Here is a 20514-nt window from a genome sequence, read left to right on the forward strand (position 1 = left end):
CTTTGGCCTCAGCGCCCCAGCCCGAGCAGGGACTCGCGCAGGGCCGGTGCCGAGGATTGGCGGGCCAGCCAGATGCCGAAGAAGAGGCGGGCGTAGTCGGCGTCCACGATGCGTGCGGTGAGCTTGCCGTTGTGGAAGAAGCTGACATCGCCCTGGCCGTTGTTGAGGCCGAGCAGGCGGTCCGTGGCGACGACGTCGGGAAAGGCTTGCGTCATCAGCCCCAGCCAGCGTTTGCCCTGGGCTTCGTCGAAGCTGCCGACGCGCCGCATCTCGGCGACCGAGCGTTCGGCGATGGCCTGGCCTTCCAGGCGGCGGTCGTAGATCAGCTCGAGCGCGAAAGGATGGCGCGAATAGCTGTCGGCTTCGAAGCCGGGGGCCGTCCACAGCCGGGCTTCGTAGACGCGCAGGCCGAAGAAGCGCAGCACGCCCGAGCCCTGCAGGCGTGCCTGGGGCAGGGTGTCGCGCAGTTCGGCGGGGGCAGGGGTGTCGGCGATGGCTTGCAGCATGGCGAGTGGGTTCAGGGTGGCGGCCGCTGCCAGGCGGACCCAGGGACGGCGCCTGATCATGGGCCCGGCTTTCTCAACGTGAACTGGACGACGTCGGTGTTGCCGGTGTCGAAGGCGGCTTCGCAGTAGGCCAGATAGAAGGCCCAGATGCGCTGGAAGCGGCGGTCGAAGCCCTGGCGCTGCACGGTCTCGAGATTGGCCTCGAAGGCATCGCGCCAGCGGCGCAGAGTCTCGGCGTAGTCGGGCCCGAAGGCGAGGCGGTTCTCGACGACGAAGCCGGCGCGGCGCGCTTCGGCCTCGAAGGCCGAGGGGCTGGGCAGCAGGCCGCCGGGGAAGATGTACTGCTGGATGAAGTCGGTCGAACGCAGATAGCGCGGGAACAGGTCGTCGCGGATGGTGATGGTCTGGATGCAGGCATGGCCGCCGGGCTTGAGGCAGGCGTTCAGGGTCTGGAAGTAGCCGGCCCAATACTCGTGGCCGACGGCTTCGAACATCTCGATGGAGACGACGGCGTCGAAGGGCTCGCTGGCGTGACGCGCCGGCAAGTCGCGGTAGTCGAGATAGAGCATCTGCGCCCGTTCGGCCAGGCCGGCGTCCTGCAGGCGCTGCTGCGCCCATTGCAGCTGTTCGGACGACAGAGTCACACCTGTCACCTGCGCGCCGAAGTCGCGTGCCGCCGTCTCCGCCAAGCCGCCCCAGCCGCAGCCGATCTCCAGCACGCGCGCGCCGGGCTCGACGCGGGCCTCGCGCAGGGCGCGGCGGTACTTGGCCTGCTGGGCCTGCAGCAGATCAGCGCCGCGCGCGTCGCGGCCTTCGAACCAGGCCGCGCTGTAGCTCATGCTGGGGTCCAGCCAGAGGCGGTAGAAGTCGTTGCCGAGGTCGTAGTGGGCGTGGATGTTGCGCGCACTGCCCGCCTTGGAGTTGCGCCTGAGTAGATGGCGCAGGCGATAGCCGAGGCGCCCCCACCAGCTGCCGTAGAGGATGCCTTCCACGTGCTCGCGGTTCAGCAGGCACAGGCGCAGCAGCCCGGGCAGGTCGGGGCTGTCCCAGTCACCGGCGATGAAGCTCTCGGCGAAGCCGATGTCGCCGGACTTCAGCGTGCGTCCGAACATGTCCCAGTTGGCCAGCGACAGCGCGGCGCGAGGGCCTGAGCTCCCCAGCAGTTGTACCGAGCCATCGGGCAGGCGCAACTCCAGTTGGCCGATGGGCAGGCGCTCCAGCAGCTTGAGCAGGCGGCGTGCGGCTGCGGGAGGTGAAGCGGGACGGGCAGTGGGCGTGAGGGCGGTCGGGGTACTCATGCTTATCGGCTCACGAAGTTCTGAGGCGCTGGTGGTTTGCTGAAGAAGGGCACGCGCTTGATCCACAGCCGGGCGGCCTGCCAGTGGATGCGCAGGATGACGCCCAGGGTCATGAAGGGCATGCCGAAGACGGCGCGGCGGACCGTGGCCGCCGTCAGGGTCGCCAGGGTGCCGGCGACGCTGGTCTGCAGCAGCGGTCCCTGGGCATCGTGCAGGTCGACGCGTGCCAGCGTGTGGGCGGGCCAGCCTTCGGTCGTCACCTGGCGCTCGAAGCGGAAGCTGTATTCGCCGCTGACGCCACAGAAGGGCGACACATGGAAGACCTTGCGGGCGCAGCTGGGCTCGCCCCAGGCCAGCCCCGGGCCGGCCAGCAGATAGGCGTGGCGCTCGCCGAAGGTGTTGTTGACCTCGGCCAGCACGGCCGCCAGCGAGCCGTCGGCGCGGTGGGCATGCCAGAAGCTCACCGGCTTGAAGGCATAGCCCAAGACGCGCGGGAAGGTCTGCAGCCAGACCTCGCCGTCTGCATCGGTGATGCCTTCGCTGGCCAGCAGTTGCTCGAACCAGGCCAGGGCGTCGCCGCCGCCGTTGCCGTGGTCGCGATCGTGGAAGCTCAGCCAGCCCCAGCGGTTGCGGTTCAGCGGCGCCCAGGCCTGTTGGCGCAAGCTGCGCAGCGGTAGCAGCAGGAAATAGGTCGGGTAGCGGAACTCATGCTCGACCGGCCGCAGGCGCCGGTGCCAGACGGCACCGAAGCCAATGCGCGGCGATGCGGTCTCGCTCACGCCGCGCTCCTCTCGTCCTGCGGCAGGCAGGTGCTGAGCGACTGCAGCACGCCGTCGGCCGCCTGCAGGCCGGCGTGCAGGCCGTCCTCGTGGAAGCCATAGCCGCACCAGGCACCGGCAAACCAGGTGCGCTGCCGGCCCTGCAGTTCGCCGACCTGGCCTTGGGCCTGCAGGGCGGCAAGGTCGAAGACGGGATGGCTGTACTCGATGCGCTGGTGCACGAGATGCTCGGCAATCGGCCGGGCCGGATTCAGCGACACGATGACCGGCTGCTGCCAGGGCAGGGGCTGCAGGCGGTTGATCAGATAGTGCAGGCAGACCTGGGACTGCTCCGTGGCGGTGTCGCTGGCGCGCTCGTAGTTCCAAGAAGCCCAGGCGGCCTGGCGTTGCGGCAGCGCGCTGACGTCGCCATGCAGCACCGCTGTGTTGGGCTGGTAGCGGATGGCACCGAGCACGGCGCGCTCGTTGGCGCTGGCACCGTCGCCCAGCAGGGCCAGGGCCTGGTCGCTGTGGCAGGCGAGGACGACGGCGTCGAAGGATTCGCTGCCTTGGCGGGTCAACAGGCGCACCTGCTGGCCGGCGCGCTGCAGGCCCAGTACTGGGGTGTGCAGGCGGGCGTCGGGGATGCGAGCCAGCATGCGCCGCACATACTCGCGCGAGCCGCCGCGCACGGTGCGCCACTGCGGCCGGTCGCTGACCTGGATCAGGCCATGGTTGTGGCAGAAGCGGATCAGCGTGGCGAGGGGGAACCTCAACATCTGGTCGGTCGGGCAGGACCAGATGCAGCCGATCATGGGCAGCAGATAGTGCTCGCGAAAGCGCGCCGTGAAGCCGTGCTTGTCGAGGAAGTCGCCGATGGAGCCCTGCAGCGTGGCGTCTGGCGCGGTCTCGGCCAGCGCCGTCGTCATGCGGTTGAAGCGCAGGATCTCAGCCAGCATGCGCCAGAAGCCGGGCCGCAGCAGGTTGCGGCGCTGGGCGAACACGCTGCGCAGAGAGCTGCCGCTCCACTCCAGGCCGGCGCGGCCGTCGGCCTTGGGGACCTGGACCGAGAAGGACATGTCGGACTCGGCCGTCTCGACGCCGAGGTCGGCGAAGAGCTGGATCAGCAGCGGGTAGGTGCGGCTGTTGAAGACCAGGAAGCCCGTGTCCACGCCATGCGTGACGCCGTCGAGCTCCAGGTCGACGGTGTTGGCATGGCCCCCGAAATGCCCGCCGGCCTCGAACAGCGCGACGCTATGCCCGCCGGGCGCCGTGGCAATGCGGTGGGCCGCGGCCAGGCCTGCAATGCCGGATCCGATCACGGCGACACGATGCATGGCAACTCCCGGATGAACTGAATAGGTCATGATGTGAACTCGTCAGTTCACACAATAACTCATCGGTCTCAAAAATGCACCAAGAAGTTTTTTGGACAGCCTTGTCGGTCTAGAATCCGGTCATGGGTGCCCGTCCTTCGATCAAAGACCAGCTTCTGCGTGTGCGCCAGGACGCCATCGTCGGCGCCGTGAACCGGCTGCTGGCGACCAAGGGCTATGACGCGATGACGGTGGACGAGGTGGCCGCCGAGGCCGGCCTGGCCAAGGCCAGCCTGTACAAGCTCTTCCCGTCCAAGGAAGAGCTGGCCGGCGCCGCCATGGTGGGCGTGCTGGATCGGGCGCTGGCCTTTGTCGAGGAGCTGCGCGGCCAGACGGTTGAAGGCGACCGGCCGGTTGCGGCTCTGGACCAGTTGAAGGCCGTGACCCGCTGGGCCATGGTGACGCAACTGGAAGGCGAGATGCCCTCGCTGCCGGCCCACAACTCCAGCCTGAGCGCCTCGCTGCAGTCCAACGAGGCCTATATGGACCGGCTGATCTCGCTGAGCAACCGCCTCAGCATCTGGATCACCGAGGCGCAGACCGGCGGGCAGCTCAATTCATCGCTGCCGCCCGAACTCGTGCTCTACACGCTGTTCGCCCGCGCCTGCGATCCCGTCGTCGCCCTGCTGAAGGAATCGGGTCAGTACACCCACGAGCAGATCCTCGACTGGGTCACGTCGACGACCTTCGACGGCATGGCCTGCCGCTAGGGCTGCAGGCTCACCCACCGGCCTTGTGAGGCCACGGCGGCTTCGATGAAGCGAACGCCGCGCGCGCCATCCTCGACGCGCGGGTAGTCGCCGCTGCGCGTGCCGGCATGCAGGTCGGCCGCCAGCTCGGTGTAGAGATTGGCGAAGGCCTCAATGAAGCCCTCCGGATGTCCCGGCGGCAGGCGGCAGGCGCGGCGGGCCGCTTCGCTCAAGACGGCAGAGCCACGCGTCAGCCGGCGCGGCGCTTCGTCCAGCGGTGAATGGATCAATGTGTTGGGTTCTTCCTGGCGCCAGTCCAGGCTGCCTCGTTCGCCGAAGACGCGCAGGCGCAAATCGTTCTCGTGGCCGACGGCCATCTGCGAGGCCAGCAGCACGCCGCGCGCGCCGCCTGTGAGGCGCAGCAGCAGGCTGGCGTCGTCATCCAGCTGGCGGCCGGGGCCGAAGCTGCTGAGCTCGGCACACAGCTCCTCGAGGCCCAAGCCGGTGACCGTGTGCAGCAGGTTCTCGGCATGGGTGCCGATGTCGCCCAGCGCGCCGCCCGGGCCGCTCCGCGCGGGGTCGGTGCGCCAGGCGGACTGCTTGTTGCTGCCGCTTTCCAGTGCGCCGGCCAGCCAGCCCTGGTGGTACTCGACGACGACCTTGCGGACCTTGCCGATGACACCCGAACGCACCAGCTCGCGGGCCTCGCGCACCATCGGGTAGCCGGTGTAGTTGTAGGTCACGGCGAAGGCCGTGCCGCGCGCGCTGACGAGCTGCACCAGTTCATCGGCCTGGGCGCTGCTGGTCACCAGCGGCTTGTCGCAGGCGACATGGAAGCCCGCGTCGACGAAGGCGCGCGCCACCTCGAAGTGCAGGTGGTTGGGTGTGACGATGACGACGAGGTCGACGCGCTCGTCGGCCGGGCGGCGCAGCTCGTCGGTGAGCAGGGCCTGCCAGTCGGCGTGGACGCGTGCCAGTCCGAGATCGCGACCCGAGGCCAGAGATTTCTCAGGTGTCGATGACAGCGCACCAGCCACCAGCTCGTAGCGCCCGTCGAGCGCCATCGCATGGCGATGCACGGCGCCGATGAAGGCATCGCGCCCGCCGCCCACCATCGCGACTCTGAGCTTGCTTGTCATCCCGCCATGCCTTTCGAGAAGGCCGCGTCGAAGGCGCCATGCGCCGGCGGAAAGTCCAGGCGCCGGCAGTAGGCCGCGCTCTCGGTCGCGCCATGCACGCGGTCCATGCGGCTGTCTTCCCATTCGACCGACAGCGGGCCGGCATAGCCCACGTCGTTCAGCGCGACGATGATGGACTCGAAGTCGATCATGCCGCGGCCGACGCTGCGGAAATCCCAGCCGCGCCGCGGGTCGCCGAACGAGGTGTTGCCGCCGAAGGTGCCCACCGTGCCGTCGCCGCGGCCCCACCAGACGTCCTTCATGTGCACATGGAAGATGCGCGGGCCGAACTGGCGGATGAAGCGCACATAGTCCACGCCCTGGTAGGCCAGGTGGCTGGGGTCGAAGTTGAAGCCGAAGCGCGGGTGGCCATCCAGCGCGGCGACGGCGCGCTCCGACGTCGCGATATCGAAGGCGATCTCGGTGGGATGCACTTCCAGCGCGAAGTTGACATCCTGCTCCGCGAACACATCGAGGATGGGTGTGAAGCGGCGCGCGAAGTCTTCAAAGCCGGCGTCCCAGTAGGCCTGCGACGTCGGCGGGAAGGCATAGGCGGCATGCCAGATGGAGGAGCCGGTGAAGCCGGTCACCCGTTGCACGCCCAGCAGCCTGGCCGCGCGCGCCGTGTCGGCCAGCTCGGCCGCCGCGCGCTGGCGCACGCCTTCGGGCTCGCCGTCGCCCCACACATGCGCGGGCAGGATGGCCTGGTGGCGCGAGTCGATGAGGTCGCACACCGCCTGACCGATCAGGTGGTTACCGATGGCGAAGACCTGCAGTCCGTGCTCCGCCAGCAGGGCGCGCTGACCGGCGGCATAGCCCGGCTCCTTCAGCGCACGCTGCACATGGAAGTGGTCACCGCCGCAGGCCAGCTCCAGGCCGTCATAGCCCATGCGCTTGGCCAGCGGCGCCAGCTCGGCCAGCGGCAGATCGGTCCATTGGCCGGTGAAGAGGGTCAAAGGTCTCATGTCAGTGATCCGTTCCGCATGGGCGGTGCAGGGTATTACGGGCCGAGCGCTGGGCCGCTCCCGAGCCGGCCCGTCTGGCGATGCTTGCGGCTCAATGCCGCAAGCATCGCCGTCCCCTCGGGGGACCGGTCAGACGCACCGCGTTCAGCGGTGTGCGGCTGGACGAGGGGCTTCAAAACGGACTGTCGGGGAAGTAGAAGTCTTTCGCGTTGTCCTTGGTGATCAGCACCGAAGGCACGATGGTCTTGGCCGGCAGCTTCTGGCCCTTGAGCCGCGCCTCGGCCGTCAGCTTGATGGCGTCGTAGATGAACTTGGGCGAGTAGGACACATTGGCCTGAATGCGCGGGTCGCTGGCGTCCTTCAGGATCTTGACCATGCCCTTGGCGCCGGCGCCGCCGAAGACCAGCTTGATGTCGGTGCGCTTGGCCTGGTCGATGGCGCGCAACACGCCGAAAGCCATGTCGTCGTCGGCGGCCCAGACGGCGTCGAGCTTCTTGAAGCGGGTCAGGAAGTCCTGCATGACCTTGAAAGCGTCGTCGCGGTTCCAGTTGCCGTGCTTGGCATCCAGCAGCTTGACTTCCGGGCTCTTGGCCAGCACGGCCTTGAAGGCGTCCATGCGCTCGTTGTCGATGGTGGTGGGGATGCCGCGCAGCGCCACGATGTCGCCTTTGCCGCCGAGCTGCTTGGCGATGAACTCCGCCGGCACGGCGCCGAAGGCGGTGTTGTCGCCCGCCACATAGGCGTCCTGCGCGGAAGGGTCGGTCAGGCCGCGGTCCACCACCGTCACGTAGACGCCCTTGTTGTGCAGCTGCTGCACGGGCTTGGTCAGCGCGGCGGACTCCTGAGGCAGGATGACCAGGGCATTGATCTTGTTCGTCGTCAGCAGGTCCTGCAGCTGGTTGGCCTGCTCGCCGGCCGAGGCCGCGGCCTTGACGGTGATCTTGAGGCCCGGGTTGGCGGCCTCCAGCTCCTTCTTGGCCTGGTTGGCCCACCAGACGATGCCGGCGGTGAAGCCATGGTCGGCCGCGGGAATGGCCACGCCGACATGGACGGGTGTCTGGGCCTGGACCGTGAAAGCGCCGGTCAAGGCCAGCGCGGTGACGAGTCTGCGGGTCAACATCAACATGCGGGAGTCTCCTTAGCGTTGCCGGCGCTGCATGAAGGCGACGGCGATGATGACGGTGCCCTGCACCGCGGCATTCAGGTGGATGCTGATGAAGCTGGTCAGGTTGAGCACATTGCCGATGACCGACAGCAGCAGGGCTCCCACCACCGTGCCGGCGATGCTGCCCGAACCGCCCTTGAGCGCCGTGCCGCCGATGATGACGGCGGCGATGGCCTCCAGCTCCCAGAGCAATCCCGTGGTGGGCGAGGCCGACCCCAGGCGCGGCACATAGAGCAGGGTGGCGACGCCGACCATGGCGCCCAGCACCACATAGCTTCCCAGCTTGACGGCATCGACCTTGACGGCTGCATAACGCGCCACCTGCTCGTTGGAGCCTATGGCCTGCACATGCCGGCCATAGGCGGTGCGCTGCAGCACCGCCGCGGCGCCGATGGCGACGAGGGCGAACACCCACACCGGCACCGGCACGCCCAGCAGGGTGCCGTAATAGGCCGGCGCGTAGGCATCGGCCAGCTCGTTGTCCAAGGTAATGGCGCCACCGTCGGCCAGCCAGGTGAGCACCGCGCGGAAGATGCCCAGGGTGCCCAGCGTCACGATGAAAGGCTCGATGCGGCCGCGCGTGATCAGCCAACCATGGGTCAGCCCCAGCAGGCTGCCCAGCACGACGGCGCCGCCGGCACCGGCGACAACGGCCAGGCCCGGCGCCACGCCGTGGGCGCCGAGGCTGTTCATCAGCAGGATGACGCAACCCGCGATCAGCGCCGCCATCGAGCCCACCGACAGGTCGATGCCACCGCCGACGATGACGAAGCACATGCCCACCGCGATGATGCCGGTGAAGGTGGTGCGGGTCAGCACATTGAGGGCGTTGTCGACCGTCGCGAACTCGGGATTGAGGAAGGATGCGATCAGGCACAGCAGGATCAGGCCGGCGAGGGGCCCGAGGCCATGCAGGCGCGAGGCGATGGAGTCAGTGCGTACCGGTGGCATGGGCGATCAGCAGGTCTTCGGTGGCCTCGGCAGCGTCGAGGATGGTTTGCAGGCGGCCGCCGCGCATGACGGCGATGCGGTGGCACAGGCCGATGAGTTCCATCAGCTCGGAGGACACGACGATGACGGCCAGGCCATCGGCCGCCAGGCGCTGAATGAGGCCGTAGAGCTCGCGCTTGGCGCCGACGTCCACGCCCCGCGTGGGTTCGTCGAGCACGACGACGCGCGGCCCCGGATGCAGCACCTTGGCCAGGGCCAGCTTCTGCTGGTTGCCGCCGGACAGCGAGCGCGCGGCAACGTCCAGCGCGCCGGCGCGGATGCCGAATTCGTCGACGGCGCGCTTCAAGGCCTCGGTCTCGTCGGCGGGCTTGAGCCAGGGCCTGGCATAGCGCGACAAGGCCATCAGCGTCAGGTTCTGGCGCAGGCCGAAGTCCAGGTGCAGGCCCTTGCCCTTGCGGTCTTCGCTCAGATAGGTCAGGCCCAGCGCGGCGGCCTCGCCGGGGCTGGCGATGCGCACCGGCCGGCCGTCGATCTCGACCTGTCCGGTGGTGCCCGGCCGCAGACCGACCAGGCCTTCGAAGGTCTCGGTGCGACCGGCGCCGACCAGCCCGGCAAAGCCCAGGATCTCGCCCGGTGCGACCTCGAAGCTGATGTCCTGGGCCCAGTCCGGCACGCTCAAGCCCCGCACCTTCAGCAACGGCTGTGCATGCGGACGCGCGACCTTGGGCGGGAACAGGTCGCTGAGTTCACGGCCCACCATCAGGCTGGCCATCTGCGACCGGCTGAGGCTGGTCGTCGGCGCGCGGGTCACGAAGCGGCCGTCGCGCATGACGACGACCTCGTCGGTCAGGCGTTCGATCTCTTCCAACTTGTGGGAGATATAGACCAGGGTCACGCCTTCGGCCTTGAGCCTGTCCACCAGCGAGAAGAGCTGCTCGGCCTCGGCCCGCGTCAACGTGGCCGTCGGCTCGTCCATCACCAGCACGCGGGCGCGCCGCTGCAGGGCCTTGGCGATCTCGACGCGCTGCTTCTGCGCCAGGCTCAGCGCGCGCACGGGCGTGTCGGGCGAGCAGTCCAGGCCGACCTGGGCCAGCAGTTGCACGGAGGTGGCGCGCATGGCACGGTCGTCCAGCCACCAGCCGCGCTTGATCTCGTGCCCGAGGAAGATGTTCTGGGCGATGGTCAGCGCCTCGGCCAGGGCGAACTCCTGGTGGATCATCGCGATGCCGCTGGCCTCGGCCGCGCGCGGGCCGTCGAAACGCACCGCCGTACCGTCCAGTTGCAGCTCGCCGCCGCTCGGCGCTTCGTAGCCCGCCAAGATCTTCATCAGCGTGCTTTTTCCCGCGCCGTTCTCGCCCAGCAGGCCGACGGCGCGCCCCGCGGTCAGCTCGAAACTGACGTCATGCAGCACGGCGACGGGCCCGAAGGACTTGGCAATGGCATGGAAGCCCAGCGTCTTCATGCGCGGGCTTTCCGATCCCTCTTCCTGTGGCGATGTAGGGTCTCCATACGGCGGCCTCTGGGTTTGGCCCCGGAGTATGCCGATGAAGTCGGGTGGTCAGGCAGTCATCGGCGCATGGCCACCGGCGGCCGGCGCTGCCAGCCCTCCACCGCGTTGACGACCTGGTCCCAGGCGTTGCGGTCGTACGTGACGGCAGCGAAGAGGTTGTCCTTGCTGGGTTGCTGCCGGGCGGCATGGCGTGCCAGGCGCTCCAGCGTGTCACGTGCGGCGGCGACGCAGCCTGCCAGGTCTGTGAAGGCCGAGCTGACGCGGTGAAAGAGCACGCCGCGCTGCAGCTCGGTGGCCTTCAGCGATGGCGCCTCCACGGCCCGCAGGAAGATGCGCGCCTGGCCGTCGCCCAGCAGCTCGACGCAGAACTCGCGGCGCCAGCCGGTCAGCGTCTGTTCGGAGGTCAAAGCCGTCGGGTTCTCTTCGATTTGCAGGGTCATTCCACCAGTCTGCAACAGGCGATGTGACGGTCCGCCGCCGGATGTATCGCGATGCTTCGAAGCCGGCCCGCTTGATGAGCTTGCTAACCCGCACTTGCGACAAGTTGCGCGTTGTTTCCTAGTGGTTGTGGCGCGGCGGCGTGTCGACGATGCCGCGATAGGGCAGGGCCAGCTCCATGCAGGCGCCGGTCGACAGCGGGCCGACCGTCGAGCGGTAGATCTGCTGCCAGGGCGTCTGGCTCACGGGCACGGCGGGCGGGCCTTCGGCGCGGCGGCGCGACAGTTCCTCATCGTCGAGCAGCACGTCGCAGCGGCCGGCGTTCAGGTCGATGCGGATGACGTCGCCCGTGCGCAGCCAGGCCAGGCCGCCGCCGACAGCGCTCTCGGGCGAGGCATGCACGATGGAGGGACTGTCGGACGTGCCCGACTGGCGGCCGTCGCCCAGCGTCGGCAGGCTCATCACGCCGCGTCGGATCAGCGCATCCGGTGGCTGCATGTTGACGACCTCGGCCGAGCCCGGCCAGCCCACCGGGCCGGCGCCGCGCATGACGAGGATGCAGTCCTCGTCGATGTTCAGCGCCGGGTCGTTGATGCGTGCGTGATAGTCGTCGGCGCCGTCGAAGACGATGGCGCGAGCCTCGAAGGCGCCGTCCTGCAGATAGCGTTCACGGAAGGCCGGCGAGATGACGCTGGCCTTCAGGATGGCGAAGTCGAAGAGGTTGCCGCTCAGCACGACAAAGCCAGCGTCGGGCTTCAGCGGTGCGCTGACGGGGAAGATGACCTCGCGGTCGCGCGTCTCGCGGCCCTCGACGTTGGCGGCCATGGTCCGGCCCGTCACCGTCGGGCGCGCCGTGCGCAGCAGGCCGGCCTGGTGCAGCTCCCACATGATGGCCGGCACGCCGCCGGCGCGGTGGAAGCGCTCGCCGAGGAACTGGCCCGCCGGCTGCATGTTCAGCAGCAGCGGTACGCGCTGGCCGACCTCGGTCCAGTCGGTGGCCGTCAGCTCGATGCCGGCATGCCGCGCCATCGCCGTCAGATGCGGCTGGGCGTTGGTTGAGCCGCCGATGGCGGCGTTGACGACGATGGCGTCGAGAAAGGCGTCGCGGCTGAGGATGCGCGAGGGCCGCAGGTCTTCGCGTGCCATCTCGACGATGCGCCGGCCCGTCTCGTAGGCCATCTGGCCGCGCTCGCGATAGGGCGCGGGGATGGCCGAGCAGCCGGTCAGTGACAGGCCCAGGGTCTCGGCGAGGGCGTTCATCGTCGACGCCGTGCCCATGGTGTTGCAGTGGCCGGCCGAGGGCGCGGACGCCGCGGCGATCTGGATGAAGGTCTCCTCGTCGATCTCGCCTGCGGCCAGGCGCCGGCGCCCGGCCCAGATGGCGGCGCCGGAGCCGACGAGCTGGCCTTCGAACCAGCCGTCCAGCATGGGCCCGCCGGACAGCACGATGGCGGGGATGTCGACGGTGGAGGCCGCCATCACCTGGGCCGGCGTCGTCTTGTCGCAGCCCGTCGTCAGCACGACGGCGTCCAGCGGATAGCCGTGCAGGATCTCGACCAGGCCGAGGTAGGCCAGGTTGCGGTCCAGGGCCGCGGTGGGGCGGCGGCAGTTCTCGAAAATGGGGTGCAGCGGGAACTCCATCGCGATGCCGCCGGCGTCGCGGATGCCGTCACGCACGCGTTTCGCCAGCTCGAGATGGATGCGGTTGCAGGGGCTGAGGTCGCTGCCGCTCTGGGCAATGCCGATGATGGGTCGGCCCGAGCGCAGCTCGTCGGGCGTGAGGCCGTAGTTCATGAAGCGCTCCAGGTAGAGCGCTGTCATGTCGACATGGTCGGGGTTGTCGAACCAGTCCTGGGAACGCAGGCGGCGCGTCATGCCGCGCGCCTGTTCAGATGCTTCATCAGCGCGCCGACGCCATAGGTCCAGGGCGGCAGCGCGTCGCTGCGCTGCACGGTGTTGACGAGGGCGCCGAGAGCCGGGCTGGCGATGGTCACGCGGTCGCCCAGGCGATGCGTGAATCCCGCGCCGGGTGCGCCGCGGTCCTGGATGGGCGAGAACATGGTGCCGAGGAAGAGCATGAAGCCGTCGGGGTATTGGTGATGCCGGCCGCAGGCATGGCCCACCAGCTCCAGCGGGTCGCGGCTGATCTGCTGCATGCGGCTGAGGCCTTCGAGCACGAAACCGTCGTCGGCACCTTCGATGCGCAGGCTGACCTCGGCCCGGCGCACCGTGTCCAGCGTGAAGTGCTCGTCAAAGAGGCGGATGAAGGGGCCGATGGCGCAGGAGGCGTTGTTGTCCTTGGCCTTGCCCAGCAGCAGGGCGCTGCGGCCCTCGATGTCGCGCAGGTTGACGTCATTGCCCAGCGTGGCGCCGACCACCTCGGCACGGCCGTTGACGGCCAGCACGACCTCGGGCTCGGGGTTGTTCCACTGCGAGTCGGGATGCAGGCCGACCGCCGCGCCGTGGCCGACGGCCGACATGGGCTGGGCCTTGGTGAAGACCTCGGCATCCGGCCCCAGGCCCACTTCCAGATAGGGCGACCAGGCACCGCGCGCGACGAACTCGGCCTTGAGGCGTTGCGCCGCCTCCGAACCGGGGCGGATGCTGGACAGATCACTGCCGATGCTGTCGTGCAATTGGGCGCGCAGCTCGTGGGCGCGCGCCGCGTCGCCGCCGGCCTGGGCCTCGATGACGCGCTCCAGCAGGCTGACCGCAAAGGTCACGCCGCAGGCCTTGATGGCTTGCAGATCGCAGGGGGCGAGCAGTTGGGCTTCGGCGTCCAGGGCCTGGGCCAGCGTGGGGCCTTGGGCGTGGCGGACGAGGTGGAGCAGTTCGGGATGGTCCAGCAGCTCCGCCATCGTGGCGGCATGGGCGGAGAGGTCGACCAGGCGGCCGTCCCGCACAGTGACCAGGGCCGGGCCGCCGCTGTCGGGGCGCCAGATGCGACCGAGCAGCAGGGCGCGCTCAGCGTCGATGGGAAGCAAGGAAGGGAGCATGCCCAAATTGTGAGCGCTACCTAAATCGCTGCCAAGCGGGAGTGACCCGCCCTGCACGGCCTCAGACGATGAGGTACTCGGGGTATTTCTGCTGGATCTCGTCCACCGAAGCCAGCGTGCCGGACAGGTGATCGCGCACCGCATGCTGGGCCGCCTCGGCGTCGCCCGAGGCGATGGCTTCCAGGATGGCCAGGTGGGCGTCCAGGATGGACTCGGTCTTGCCGCTGCTGGGGATGTGCAGCAGGCGCAGGCGGTCGACATGGCCGGACATGCGCATGACCACCGACCACAGCCGCGGCAGGCCGGCCGCCACATACATCAGCCGGTGGAATTCCTTGTCGGCCGCGATGAAGCCCAGCCAATCCTGCCGGGCCGCGAGTTCCTGCTGGCGCGACAGCTGGGTGCGCAGGTTGTCGATGACGGCCTGGTCATGCGACAGGGCCAGCAGGCGCGCGATCTCGATCTCGATGGAGCGGCGCAGGAAATGGGCCTCGCGGGCTGCCGGCACGTCGATGCGCGTGACCTGGGTGGTGTATTGCGCCCGGATCAGCACCAGACCCTCTTCAGCCAGGCGCATCAGCGCATCGCGCACCGGCGTCTGGCTGACGCCGAAGCGCTGGGCCAGCACGCCGCGGTCGAGGGCGCAGCCCGGCGTCAGCTCCAGGGAAATGATGGCCGCCCGCAGCGCTTCGACGACCTGGGGTGCCGCGTGGCGGGTGGGATCCAGCGTGGTGTTCATCTCGGGTTGAAAGCCAAATCTGCCGCGCGGGCGCAAGGACAAGCCGTCATTGTCATCGCGGGCCGGCGCAGGCGTGGAGGCGGGCGAGGCATCTGAGAGCGCTATCCAGACTTCAGCAAAGTGGCAACGGGCAGCTCAATTTCGCCGCTGAATTTCACTAATACATTAGTACACACCCTCGTTGACGGCGGATGTCTCGACTCGTAAATTGAAAAATGTGCGCGCTACCATTTGATGCTGGAAACACTTCCGCCGGGGTCGCAGCGCTGGATCCAAGAACCATACGGAGACATCCATGAGCAAGCTTCCCCTGCGGCCGACGCGTCGCGCCCCTCCGCGCCTGGCCCTGGGCACGACGCTGCTGGCAGGCCTGGTCGCCCAGGCCTACGCCCAGACGCCCGCCGTGCCGCCGGCGCAGGACAACAAGCTCGACACCGTCGTCGTGACCGGCATCCGCGCCTCGCTGGAGAGCTCGGCCAATGCCAAGAAGAATGCCGTCGGCTTCATCGACTCGATCAGCTCCGAGGACATGGGCAAGTTCCCGGACAGCAACATCGCCGAGTCGATCTCGCGCATCCCCGGTGTCACGCTGACGCGCGAAATCACCGGTGAAGGCCTGCAGATCCAGATCCGCGGCCTGGGCACCAACTTCACCCGCGTGCTGCTGAATGGCGCGCCGGTGGCCTCGGCCTCGACCGGCCGCGTCGACTCGGGCAGCGCCAACCGCGAAGTCGACATGGACTTCCTGCCCGGCGAGTTGTTCAGCAACGTGACCGTCATCAAGAGCCCGACGGCCTCGATGATCGAAGGCGGCGCCGCCGGCATCGTCGACATGCGCAGCGCCCGGCCCTTCGACCGCAAGGGCTTTCGCACCGCCTTCACGCTGACCGGCACCAAGAACCAGCAGGCCGACGACTGGGGCAACCGCGGCTCGGCCCTGGTCAGCAACACCTGGGGCAATACCTTCGGCGTGCTGGCCGGCGTGGCCTGGTCGACCAACAAGGTCAAGACCACCGGCTTTGAATCCATCGGCTGGACCAATGCCAACCTGCTGGCCTCGCAGAGCAACAGCGCCACGCGCAACAGCACCGGCGGTGGCAACTGGACCATCCCGGGCACGGTGCCGGCCAATGCCGGCAACGGCCTGACCACCGGCGCGGCCATCGACCAGGCCTTCCTGCTGGCCAAGAACCCCGGCCTGACCATCGACCAGATCGACAACGCCATCATCCCGCGCCTGGGCCGCGCCATGGTGGCCGAGGGCAACCGCGACCGCCGCAACGCCATCCTGTCGCTGGAGGCCCGGCCCAACAGCTCGGTGTCGATGTTCCTGGACGCCATATACGGCCGCAAGAAGAACGAGTTCGAGCGCAGCGACATGAACTGGGTCGGCCGCAACGGCTCGTCCATTCCGCTCAACATGACGGTGGACCGCACGGACTGCTCAGGAGGCTGCGTCGTCACCAAGGGCACCTTCGCCAACTCGCAGTACTTCCTGGAATACCGGCCCTACACCGAGGACACCCAGTTCCACAGCATCAACCCCGGCATCAACCTGAAGATCATCGACGGCCTGAGCCTGGATGTGCAGGCCAACATGACGCGCAGCGACTTCCATCGCCAGTCGCCGACGGTGCTGTTCCAGACCGCGCTGGGCTCAGGCATCACGACCGAGTACGACAACACCACCGGCATCCCGACGCTGAAGGCCACCAACACCCTGACCGGCGCGACCGACCTCCTGAACACGCCGGCCGCCTTCGGCTGGAACGGCGGCCGCGTCAACGTGCAGGAGGAGAAGCGCCAGGTCCGCACCTCGGGCCTGCGCGGTGCCATCGACATCGACGCCAACATCATGGACATCAAGGTGGGCGGCGCCTATGACAACGTGTCGCGCCGCATCGAGTCGCTGAACAACGACAACTACTGGTCCAACATCGTCTGCGGCCGCAACCTCAACGTCTTCCTGCCGGCGCCCAACACCACCAACAAGAACGGCTGCAACGGCACGGGCGCCGCCGGCTCGGCCGCGGCCGACTACCCGGGCTTCGGCACCGGCTACACGGCCGGCCAGACCGGCCTGCAATACCTGGGCTCGGCCATTCCGAACTCGGCCGTGCCCAGCTATCTGGTGCCCAACTCGCGTGGCTTCGTCGCGCTGGACTGGGGCAAGTTCGCCAAGGACGCCAACTACGCCGCCGCCCACGAGACCGCCGTGCCCGGCACCGGCGGCACCAACACCGGCGTCAACCCCGGCTACTTCCAGGAGAAGGTGACTTCGATCTTCGTCGAAGGCAATGGCGAGACCTCGGTGTTTGGCAACAACCTGCGCTACAACGGCGGTGTGCGCTACGCGACGACGCAGCAGACCTTCGCCTCGCTGAGCGCGCCGGCCGACCCGCGCAATGCCACCCTGCTGGACGGCGGCCGCTATCCGACGCCCATCGTCGAAGCCCTGACGACGACGACCTACAGCAATGTCCTGCCTTCAGGCAGCGTGGCCTACAACCTGCGCTCCAATGTGCTGGCCCGCGCCTCGGTGTCCAAGACCATCACGCGCGCGGACCCCACGTCGCTGCGCGCGCTGACGGCCAGCTTCACCGATCCGGCAGCCCAGAACGGCACGCTGACCAACCCGGACCTCAAGCCCTACGAGTCCAAGAACACCGACCTGGGCCTGGAGTGGTACACGGGCCGCGAGGGCTATCTGGCGCTGGCCTATTTCAAGAAGGGCATCAAGGGCTTCACGGCCAACCGCAGCTTCAACGTGCCCTTCAGCGACCTGAACCAGTACGGCGTCAACTGGACCAGCGGCCTGACCCGCGACCAGCGCCGCGCCCTCTATCTGCGCGCCGGCTACGCCAACCCGCCGGCCGACCTGGACGCCCTGCCCACCGGCCAAGCCCTGACCGACATCAACAACCTGCCCATCACGCTGCAGCAGACGCAGAACACGGCCGACAAGCTCTTCATCAAGGGCTGGGAGTTCACGGTGCAGCAGCCGCTGGACATCGTGACCTCATACCTGAAGGGCTTCGGCGTCAGCGCCAACTACACCAAGGTCAAGCAGTCAGGGGCCAACGTCGCCATCGGCGTGCCGCCCTACACCTACAACCTGGCGGCCTATTACGAAGGCACCTATGGCGGCTTTCGCGTGACCAAGAACTTCACCAAGGGTTCGCAGTCCAGCGGCACCGGCCAGAACGGCATCACGGCCGCCGCCTTCTATGGCCTGGACTATGCCCAGGTGGACTTCACCTCGCGGCTGAACATCGGCGAGATCCTCGGCGCGGCCATCGGCTGGAAGAAGGACCTGCAGGCCACCTTCGACGTCTTCAACGTCAACAAGGCCTCGCAGCGCACCAACTTCCAGTTCGCCAACGCGCCCTATGCCATCTACGAGCCGGGTCGCACCTACCAGGTGGGCCTGCGCGCCAGCTTCTGATCCTTTCGAGTGTGTCTCCGCCAGCGGTCCGGGTGTGGCCCGCTGGCGGTTCGGTGAGAGCGACTGCCGGCCAGGCAGGCTCTCACCTTTTTATTGCGGCCGCCGCCTGCTCGCGCCTGAGCTCGGTGACGGTCTGGCCGGCGACGCCCCAGTTGTCGGTGTCTATCTCGTCGATGACGACAAAGGTGGCGGCCGGGTCCTTGTTCAGCACGCGGACCATCATCTCCGTCGCCTCGGCGATCAGTTGCTGCTTCTGCGCCAGCGTCACACCTTCGCGCGTGACCTCGATGCGGATATAGGGCATGGCCGTCTCACCACTTGCCGGCGCTCATGCCGCCGTCCACGGGCAGCACGACGCCGGTCGTGAAGGCTGCGCCGGCGAGGTAGAGCACCGCGTCGGCAATCTCCTGTGTCGTCGCGATGCGGCCAGCCGGCTGCAGCGTGTTCAGGAAGCCGTGCATGTCGGCCGTGTACATCGGCGTGTCGACGATGCCGGGTGCGACGGCCGCCACCTGCACATTGTGCGGCGCCAGCTCCAGCGCCAGGGCGCGCGTGGCCTGGTTGATGCCGCCCTTGATCAGCACCGGCAGCACGGCCGGCACACCCTGGATGGGCTGGGCTGCGATGGCCGCCGTGATGTTGATGATGTGGCCGGCCTTGCGCTCGATCATGTGCCTGGCCGCGGCCTGTGACGGGTAGACGAAGCCCTTCAGATTCGTGTCGACCAGAGCGTCCAGCTCGGCCGGTGTGTAGTCGACAAAGGGCTTGGCGTTGAAGATGCCGGCGTTGTTGACCAGGACGTCAACGCGACCGAAGCGTTCGACGGCGTTTTGCACGAGGCGGATCCCGGTGGCCGGGTCGGCCACGTCGCCGGCCACGGCAAGGAAGTTGTCGGCGTGAGCGCCCAGGCCGGTGGCAGCCTGCTGCAGGCGCTCGGCGTTGCGAGCGTTGCCGACGACGCGGTCGCCCAGCTTCAGGAAGGCGGCGGTAACGGCGAGGCCGATGCCGCTGGAGGCGCCGGTGACGATGACGGTTCGGGGAGAGCGGCTGTTCATGGATGACTCCAGGGTGTTGCGGGTGGAGTCAATTTATTGGCGATGTCGAAATCAATAAATAAGATCGAAGCCACTTCAGTATTTACTTCATGTAATTCATGAACCGGCAATTCGACGACTTGATGCTGGGCAGCCTGGAGCTCTTCTGCACTGCGGCGGAGCTGGGTGGCTTCACGGCTGCGGCCACCGCGGCAGGTGTGACACCGGCGGCCGTCAGCCGCACGGTAGCGCGGCTGGAGGAGAGGTTGGGTGTGCGCCTCTTTGTGCGCACGACAAGGCAGATCCGCCTCACCGACGCCGGCCAGGCCTACTACGAGCAATGCCGCCAGGTGCTGAACCAGCTGATGGAGGCCGAGCGCGAGGTCAGTGGCCGGCAGGTGGCACCCAGCGGCCTGCTGCGCATCAGCGTGCCGACGACCTACGGCCACCACCGCCTCCTGCCACGCCTGCCGGCGTTTCGCGAGCGCTACCCGGACATCCGCGTGGATGTGCACGTCAGCAACCGCAATATCGACTTTGCGGCCGAGGGCTATGACCTTGCGGTGCGCGTGCGCGCGCCGGCCGACTCGACGCTGATCGCCCGCCATCTGGAAGACGCCGAGCTGGTGCTGGTTGCCGCGCCCGACTATCTGCGCCGGCGCGGCGAGCCGCAGTCGCTCGACGACCTCGAGACGCACGACTGCATCCAGTTCGAACTGCCCAGCAGCGGCCGCACCATCCCCTGGCTGTTCCGTGAGGCCGGCCAGGATGTCGAGCGACAGACCATCGGCGGCACCAGTTGCTCCGATGATGTGCTGGCCGGCGTGACGCTTGCGCGCCATGGTGCCGGCGTCTTCCAGGCCTACCGCTTCACGGTGGAGGAAGAGTTGGGCCAGGGCCGCCTCGTCGAGTTGCTCAAGCCCTTCGGCGGCCGTTCGCGGCCCTTCAACCTGCTCTACCCGCATCAGCGGCATGTGCCGCTGCGGGTGAGGTGTTTTGTCGACTTCCTGGTGGGCGGGGTTGGCAGGCCCTAGAGGATCTCGAAGCGCACGTCGATATTCCCGCGCGTCGCATGCGAGTAAGGGCAGAGCTGGTGAGCGCCGTCGACCAACTGCTGCTTCTGCGTGGCGTCCAGGCCAGGCAGGCTGACGGTCAGCTTGACCGCCAGCGCAAAGCCCTGGTCGGCCGTCGTGCCCAGCGACACGTCCGCGTCGATGCTGACGTCATCGGGCACGCGGATGCCCAGCGGTGTGCCGGCACGGCGCATGGCGCCCATGAAGCAGGCCGAGTAGCCGATGCCGAAGAGCTGCTCGGGGTTGGTGCCGGGCTTGTTGGAGCCGGGCGGGCTGAGCTTGACGTCCAGCTGGTCGTCGCTGGACTTGCCCCAGCCCTCGCGGCCTCCGGCGGTGTGGGTGTGGGCGGTGTAGACAATTTTCTCGATGGTGCGCATGGTGGGCTTCCTTGTG

19 protein-coding genes are annotated in these 20514 nt (G+C 68.2%); 3 read left to right on the forward strand and 16 right to left on the reverse strand.

Features of this window, described 5'->3' with window-relative positions; all coding sequences use genetic code 11:
* Positions 1-8 precede the first annotated feature (8 nt).
* From ACS5PN_RS18420 to ACS5PN_RS18435, 4 genes are read right to left on the reverse strand one after another with little or no spacing between them, the layout of a single operon-like run.
* Positions 9-566, reverse strand: coding sequence for a chalcone isomerase family protein (locus tag ACS5PN_RS18420; RefSeq protein WP_439465437.1), 558 nt, complete (start codon positions 564-566; stop codon positions 9-11).
* Positions 563-1804 carry a class I SAM-dependent methyltransferase gene (locus ACS5PN_RS18425; RefSeq protein WP_439465438.1) on the reverse strand — a complete coding sequence of 414 codons (1242 nt, stop codon included), beginning with the start codon at positions 1802-1804 and terminating at the stop codon, positions 563-565. The genes ACS5PN_RS18420 and ACS5PN_RS18425 overlap by 4 nt, the downstream gene beginning before the upstream one ends.
* 2 nt (positions 1805-1806) lie before the next feature.
* Complete coding sequence (locus ACS5PN_RS18430; RefSeq protein ID WP_439465439.1) at positions 1807-2583, reverse strand: DUF1365 domain-containing protein; 777 nt, start codon at positions 2581-2583, stop codon at positions 1807-1809.
* The gene (locus ACS5PN_RS18435; protein WP_439465440.1) at positions 2580-3899 is read right to left on the reverse strand and encodes an NAD(P)/FAD-dependent oxidoreductase; all 1320 of its coding nucleotides are present in this window, start codon (positions 3897-3899) and stop codon (positions 2580-2582) included. The genes ACS5PN_RS18430 and ACS5PN_RS18435 overlap by 4 nt, the downstream gene beginning before the upstream one ends.
* Before the next feature lie 122 nt (positions 3900-4021).
* Between ACS5PN_RS18435 and ACS5PN_RS18440 the strand changes: the two genes are divergently transcribed.
* Positions 4022-4648, forward strand: coding sequence for a TetR/AcrR family transcriptional regulator (locus ACS5PN_RS18440; protein WP_439465441.1), 627 nt, complete (start codon positions 4022-4024; stop codon positions 4646-4648).
* Here ACS5PN_RS18440 and ACS5PN_RS18445 read toward each other — a convergent pair.
* The 9 genes from ACS5PN_RS18445 to ACS5PN_RS18485 all read right to left on the reverse strand — a co-directional run bounded on the left by ACS5PN_RS18445 (position 4645) and on the right by ACS5PN_RS18485 (position 14569).
* Positions 4645-5766, reverse strand: coding sequence for a Gfo/Idh/MocA family protein (locus ACS5PN_RS18445; RefSeq protein ID WP_439465442.1), 1122 nt, complete (start codon positions 5764-5766; stop codon positions 4645-4647). The genes ACS5PN_RS18440 and ACS5PN_RS18445 overlap by 4 nt on opposite strands.
* The gene (locus ACS5PN_RS18450) at positions 5763-6770 is read right to left on the reverse strand and encodes a sugar phosphate isomerase/epimerase family protein (RefSeq protein ID WP_439465443.1); all 1008 of its coding nucleotides are present in this window, start codon (positions 6768-6770) and stop codon (positions 5763-5765) included. The genes ACS5PN_RS18445 and ACS5PN_RS18450 overlap by 4 nt, the downstream gene beginning before the upstream one ends.
* Before the next feature lie 172 nt (positions 6771-6942).
* Positions 6943-7896, reverse strand: a complete 954-nt coding sequence (locus ACS5PN_RS18455) for a substrate-binding domain-containing protein (protein WP_439465444.1) — start codon at positions 7894-7896, stop codon at positions 6943-6945.
* A 12-nt stretch (positions 7897-7908) separates the two neighbouring features.
* A complete protein-coding gene (locus tag ACS5PN_RS18460) occupies positions 7909-8886 on the reverse strand; it encodes an ABC transporter permease (RefSeq protein WP_439465445.1) in 978 nt (325 codons plus the stop codon).
* The gene (locus ACS5PN_RS18465; RefSeq protein ID WP_439465446.1) at positions 8867-10348 is read right to left on the reverse strand and encodes a sugar ABC transporter ATP-binding protein; all 1482 of its coding nucleotides are present in this window, start codon (positions 10346-10348) and stop codon (positions 8867-8869) included. Before ACS5PN_RS18465 ends, ACS5PN_RS18460 begins: the two co-directional genes overlap by 20 nt.
* Positions 10349-10452: 104 nt before the next feature.
* Positions 10453-10836, reverse strand: a complete 384-nt coding sequence (locus tag ACS5PN_RS18470) for a hypothetical protein (RefSeq protein ID WP_439465447.1) — start codon at positions 10834-10836, stop codon at positions 10453-10455.
* A 118-nt stretch (positions 10837-10954) separates the two neighbouring features.
* A complete protein-coding gene (locus ACS5PN_RS18475) occupies positions 10955-12709 on the reverse strand; it encodes an IlvD/Edd family dehydratase (RefSeq protein WP_439465448.1) in 1755 nt (584 codons plus the stop codon).
* Entirely contained in the window at positions 12706-13830 is a 1125-nt protein-coding gene (locus ACS5PN_RS18480) for a fumarylacetoacetate hydrolase family protein (protein WP_439465449.1), read from the reverse strand. The genes ACS5PN_RS18475 and ACS5PN_RS18480 overlap by 4 nt, the downstream gene beginning before the upstream one ends.
* 61 nt (positions 13831-13891) lie before the next feature.
* Positions 13892-14569, reverse strand: a complete 678-nt coding sequence (locus ACS5PN_RS18485) for a GntR family transcriptional regulator (protein ID WP_439465450.1) — start codon at positions 14567-14569, stop codon at positions 13892-13894.
* Positions 14570-14864: 295 nt separating this feature from the next.
* Between ACS5PN_RS18485 and ACS5PN_RS18490 the strand changes: the two genes are divergently transcribed.
* Positions 14865-18014: a TonB-dependent receptor gene (locus ACS5PN_RS18490; protein WP_439465451.1), complete on the forward strand. Its 3150-nt coding sequence runs from the start codon at positions 14865-14867 to the stop codon at positions 18012-18014.
* A gap of 82 nt (positions 18015-18096) precedes the next feature.
* Here the strand turns inward: ACS5PN_RS18490 and ACS5PN_RS18495 are convergent, their stop codons facing one another.
* Both ACS5PN_RS18495 and ACS5PN_RS18500 read right to left on the reverse strand, forming a co-directional pair.
* Positions 18097-18318, reverse strand: a complete 222-nt coding sequence (locus ACS5PN_RS18495; protein WP_439465452.1) for a tautomerase family protein — start codon at positions 18316-18318, stop codon at positions 18097-18099.
* Between the two features lie 7 nt (positions 18319-18325).
* On the reverse strand, positions 18326-19069 hold the full coding sequence (locus ACS5PN_RS18500) for an SDR family NAD(P)-dependent oxidoreductase (RefSeq protein ID WP_439465453.1): 744 nt from the start codon (positions 19067-19069) through the stop codon (positions 18326-18328).
* Between the two features lie 98 nt (positions 19070-19167).
* Between ACS5PN_RS18500 and ACS5PN_RS18505 the strand changes: the two genes are divergently transcribed.
* Positions 19168-20082, forward strand: a complete 915-nt coding sequence (locus ACS5PN_RS18505) for a LysR substrate-binding domain-containing protein (protein ID WP_439465454.1) — start codon at positions 19168-19170, stop codon at positions 20080-20082.
* Here ACS5PN_RS18505 and ACS5PN_RS18510 read toward each other — a convergent pair.
* Entirely contained in the window at positions 20079-20498 is a 420-nt protein-coding gene (locus tag ACS5PN_RS18510; protein ID WP_439465455.1) for an organic hydroperoxide resistance protein, read from the reverse strand. The two genes, ACS5PN_RS18505 and ACS5PN_RS18510, sit on opposite strands and share 4 nt — an antisense overlap.
* Positions 20499-20514: the final 16 nt, after the last annotated feature.

This window comes from Roseateles sp. NT4 (assembly GCF_051857475.1).
GTDB lineage: Bacteria > Pseudomonadota > Gammaproteobacteria > Burkholderiales > Burkholderiaceae_C > Pelomonas.

Excerpts from the sequence above, each read along its gene's own strand:
- ACS5PN_RS18420 (WP_439465437.1), bottom strand. The coding sequence starts at position 566 with ATGATCAGGCGCCGTCCCTGGGTCCGCCTGGCAGCGGCCGCCACCCTG.
- ACS5PN_RS18425 (WP_439465438.1), bottom strand. The coding sequence starts at position 1,804 with ATGAGTACCCCGACCGCCCTCACGCCCACTGCCCGTCCCGCTTCACCT.
- ACS5PN_RS18435 (WP_439465440.1), bottom strand. The coding sequence starts at position 3,899 with ATGCATCGTGTCGCCGTGATCGGATCCGGCATTGCAGGCCTGGCCGCG.
- ACS5PN_RS18440 (WP_439465441.1), top strand. The coding sequence starts at position 4,022 with ATGGGTGCCCGTCCTTCGATCAAAGACCAGCTTCTGCGTGTGCGCCAG.
- ACS5PN_RS18445 (WP_439465442.1), bottom strand. The coding sequence starts at position 5,766 with ATGACAAGCAAGCTCAGAGTCGCGATGGTGGGCGGCGGGCGCGATGCC.
- ACS5PN_RS18450 (WP_439465443.1), bottom strand. The coding sequence starts at position 6,770 with ATGAGACCTTTGACCCTCTTCACCGGCCAATGGACCGATCTGCCGCTG.
- ACS5PN_RS18455 (WP_439465444.1), bottom strand. The coding sequence starts at position 7,896 with ATGTTGATGTTGACCCGCAGACTCGTCACCGCGCTGGCCTTGACCGGC.
- ACS5PN_RS18460 (WP_439465445.1), bottom strand. The coding sequence starts at position 8,886 with ATGCCACCGGTACGCACTGACTCCATCGCCTCGCGCCTGCATGGCCTC.
- ACS5PN_RS18465 (WP_439465446.1), bottom strand. The coding sequence starts at position 10,348 with ATGAAGACGCTGGGCTTCCATGCCATTGCCAAGTCCTTCGGGCCCGTC.
- ACS5PN_RS18470 (WP_439465447.1), bottom strand. The coding sequence starts at position 10,836 with ATGACCCTGCAAATCGAAGAGAACCCGACGGCTTTGACCTCCGAACAG.
- ACS5PN_RS18475 (WP_439465448.1), bottom strand. The coding sequence starts at position 12,709 with ATGACGCGCCGCCTGCGTTCCCAGGACTGGTTCGACAACCCCGACCAT.
- ACS5PN_RS18480 (WP_439465449.1), bottom strand. The coding sequence starts at position 13,830 with ATGCTCCCTTCCTTGCTTCCCATCGACGCTGAGCGCGCCCTGCTGCTC.
- ACS5PN_RS18485 (WP_439465450.1), bottom strand. The coding sequence starts at position 14,569 with ATGAACACCACGCTGGATCCCACCCGCCACGCGGCACCCCAGGTCGTC.
- ACS5PN_RS18490 (WP_439465451.1), top strand. The coding sequence starts at position 14,865 with ATGAGCAAGCTTCCCCTGCGGCCGACGCGTCGCGCCCCTCCGCGCCTG.
- ACS5PN_RS18495 (WP_439465452.1), bottom strand. The coding sequence starts at position 18,318 with ATGCCCTATATCCGCATCGAGGTCACGCGCGAAGGTGTGACGCTGGCG.
- ACS5PN_RS18500 (WP_439465453.1), bottom strand. The coding sequence starts at position 19,069 with ATGAACAGCCGCTCTCCCCGAACCGTCATCGTCACCGGCGCCTCCAGC.
- ACS5PN_RS18505 (WP_439465454.1), top strand. The coding sequence starts at position 19,168 with ATGAACCGGCAATTCGACGACTTGATGCTGGGCAGCCTGGAGCTCTTC.
- ACS5PN_RS18510 (WP_439465455.1), bottom strand. The coding sequence starts at position 20,498 with ATGCGCACCATCGAGAAAATTGTCTACACCGCCCACACCCACACCGCC.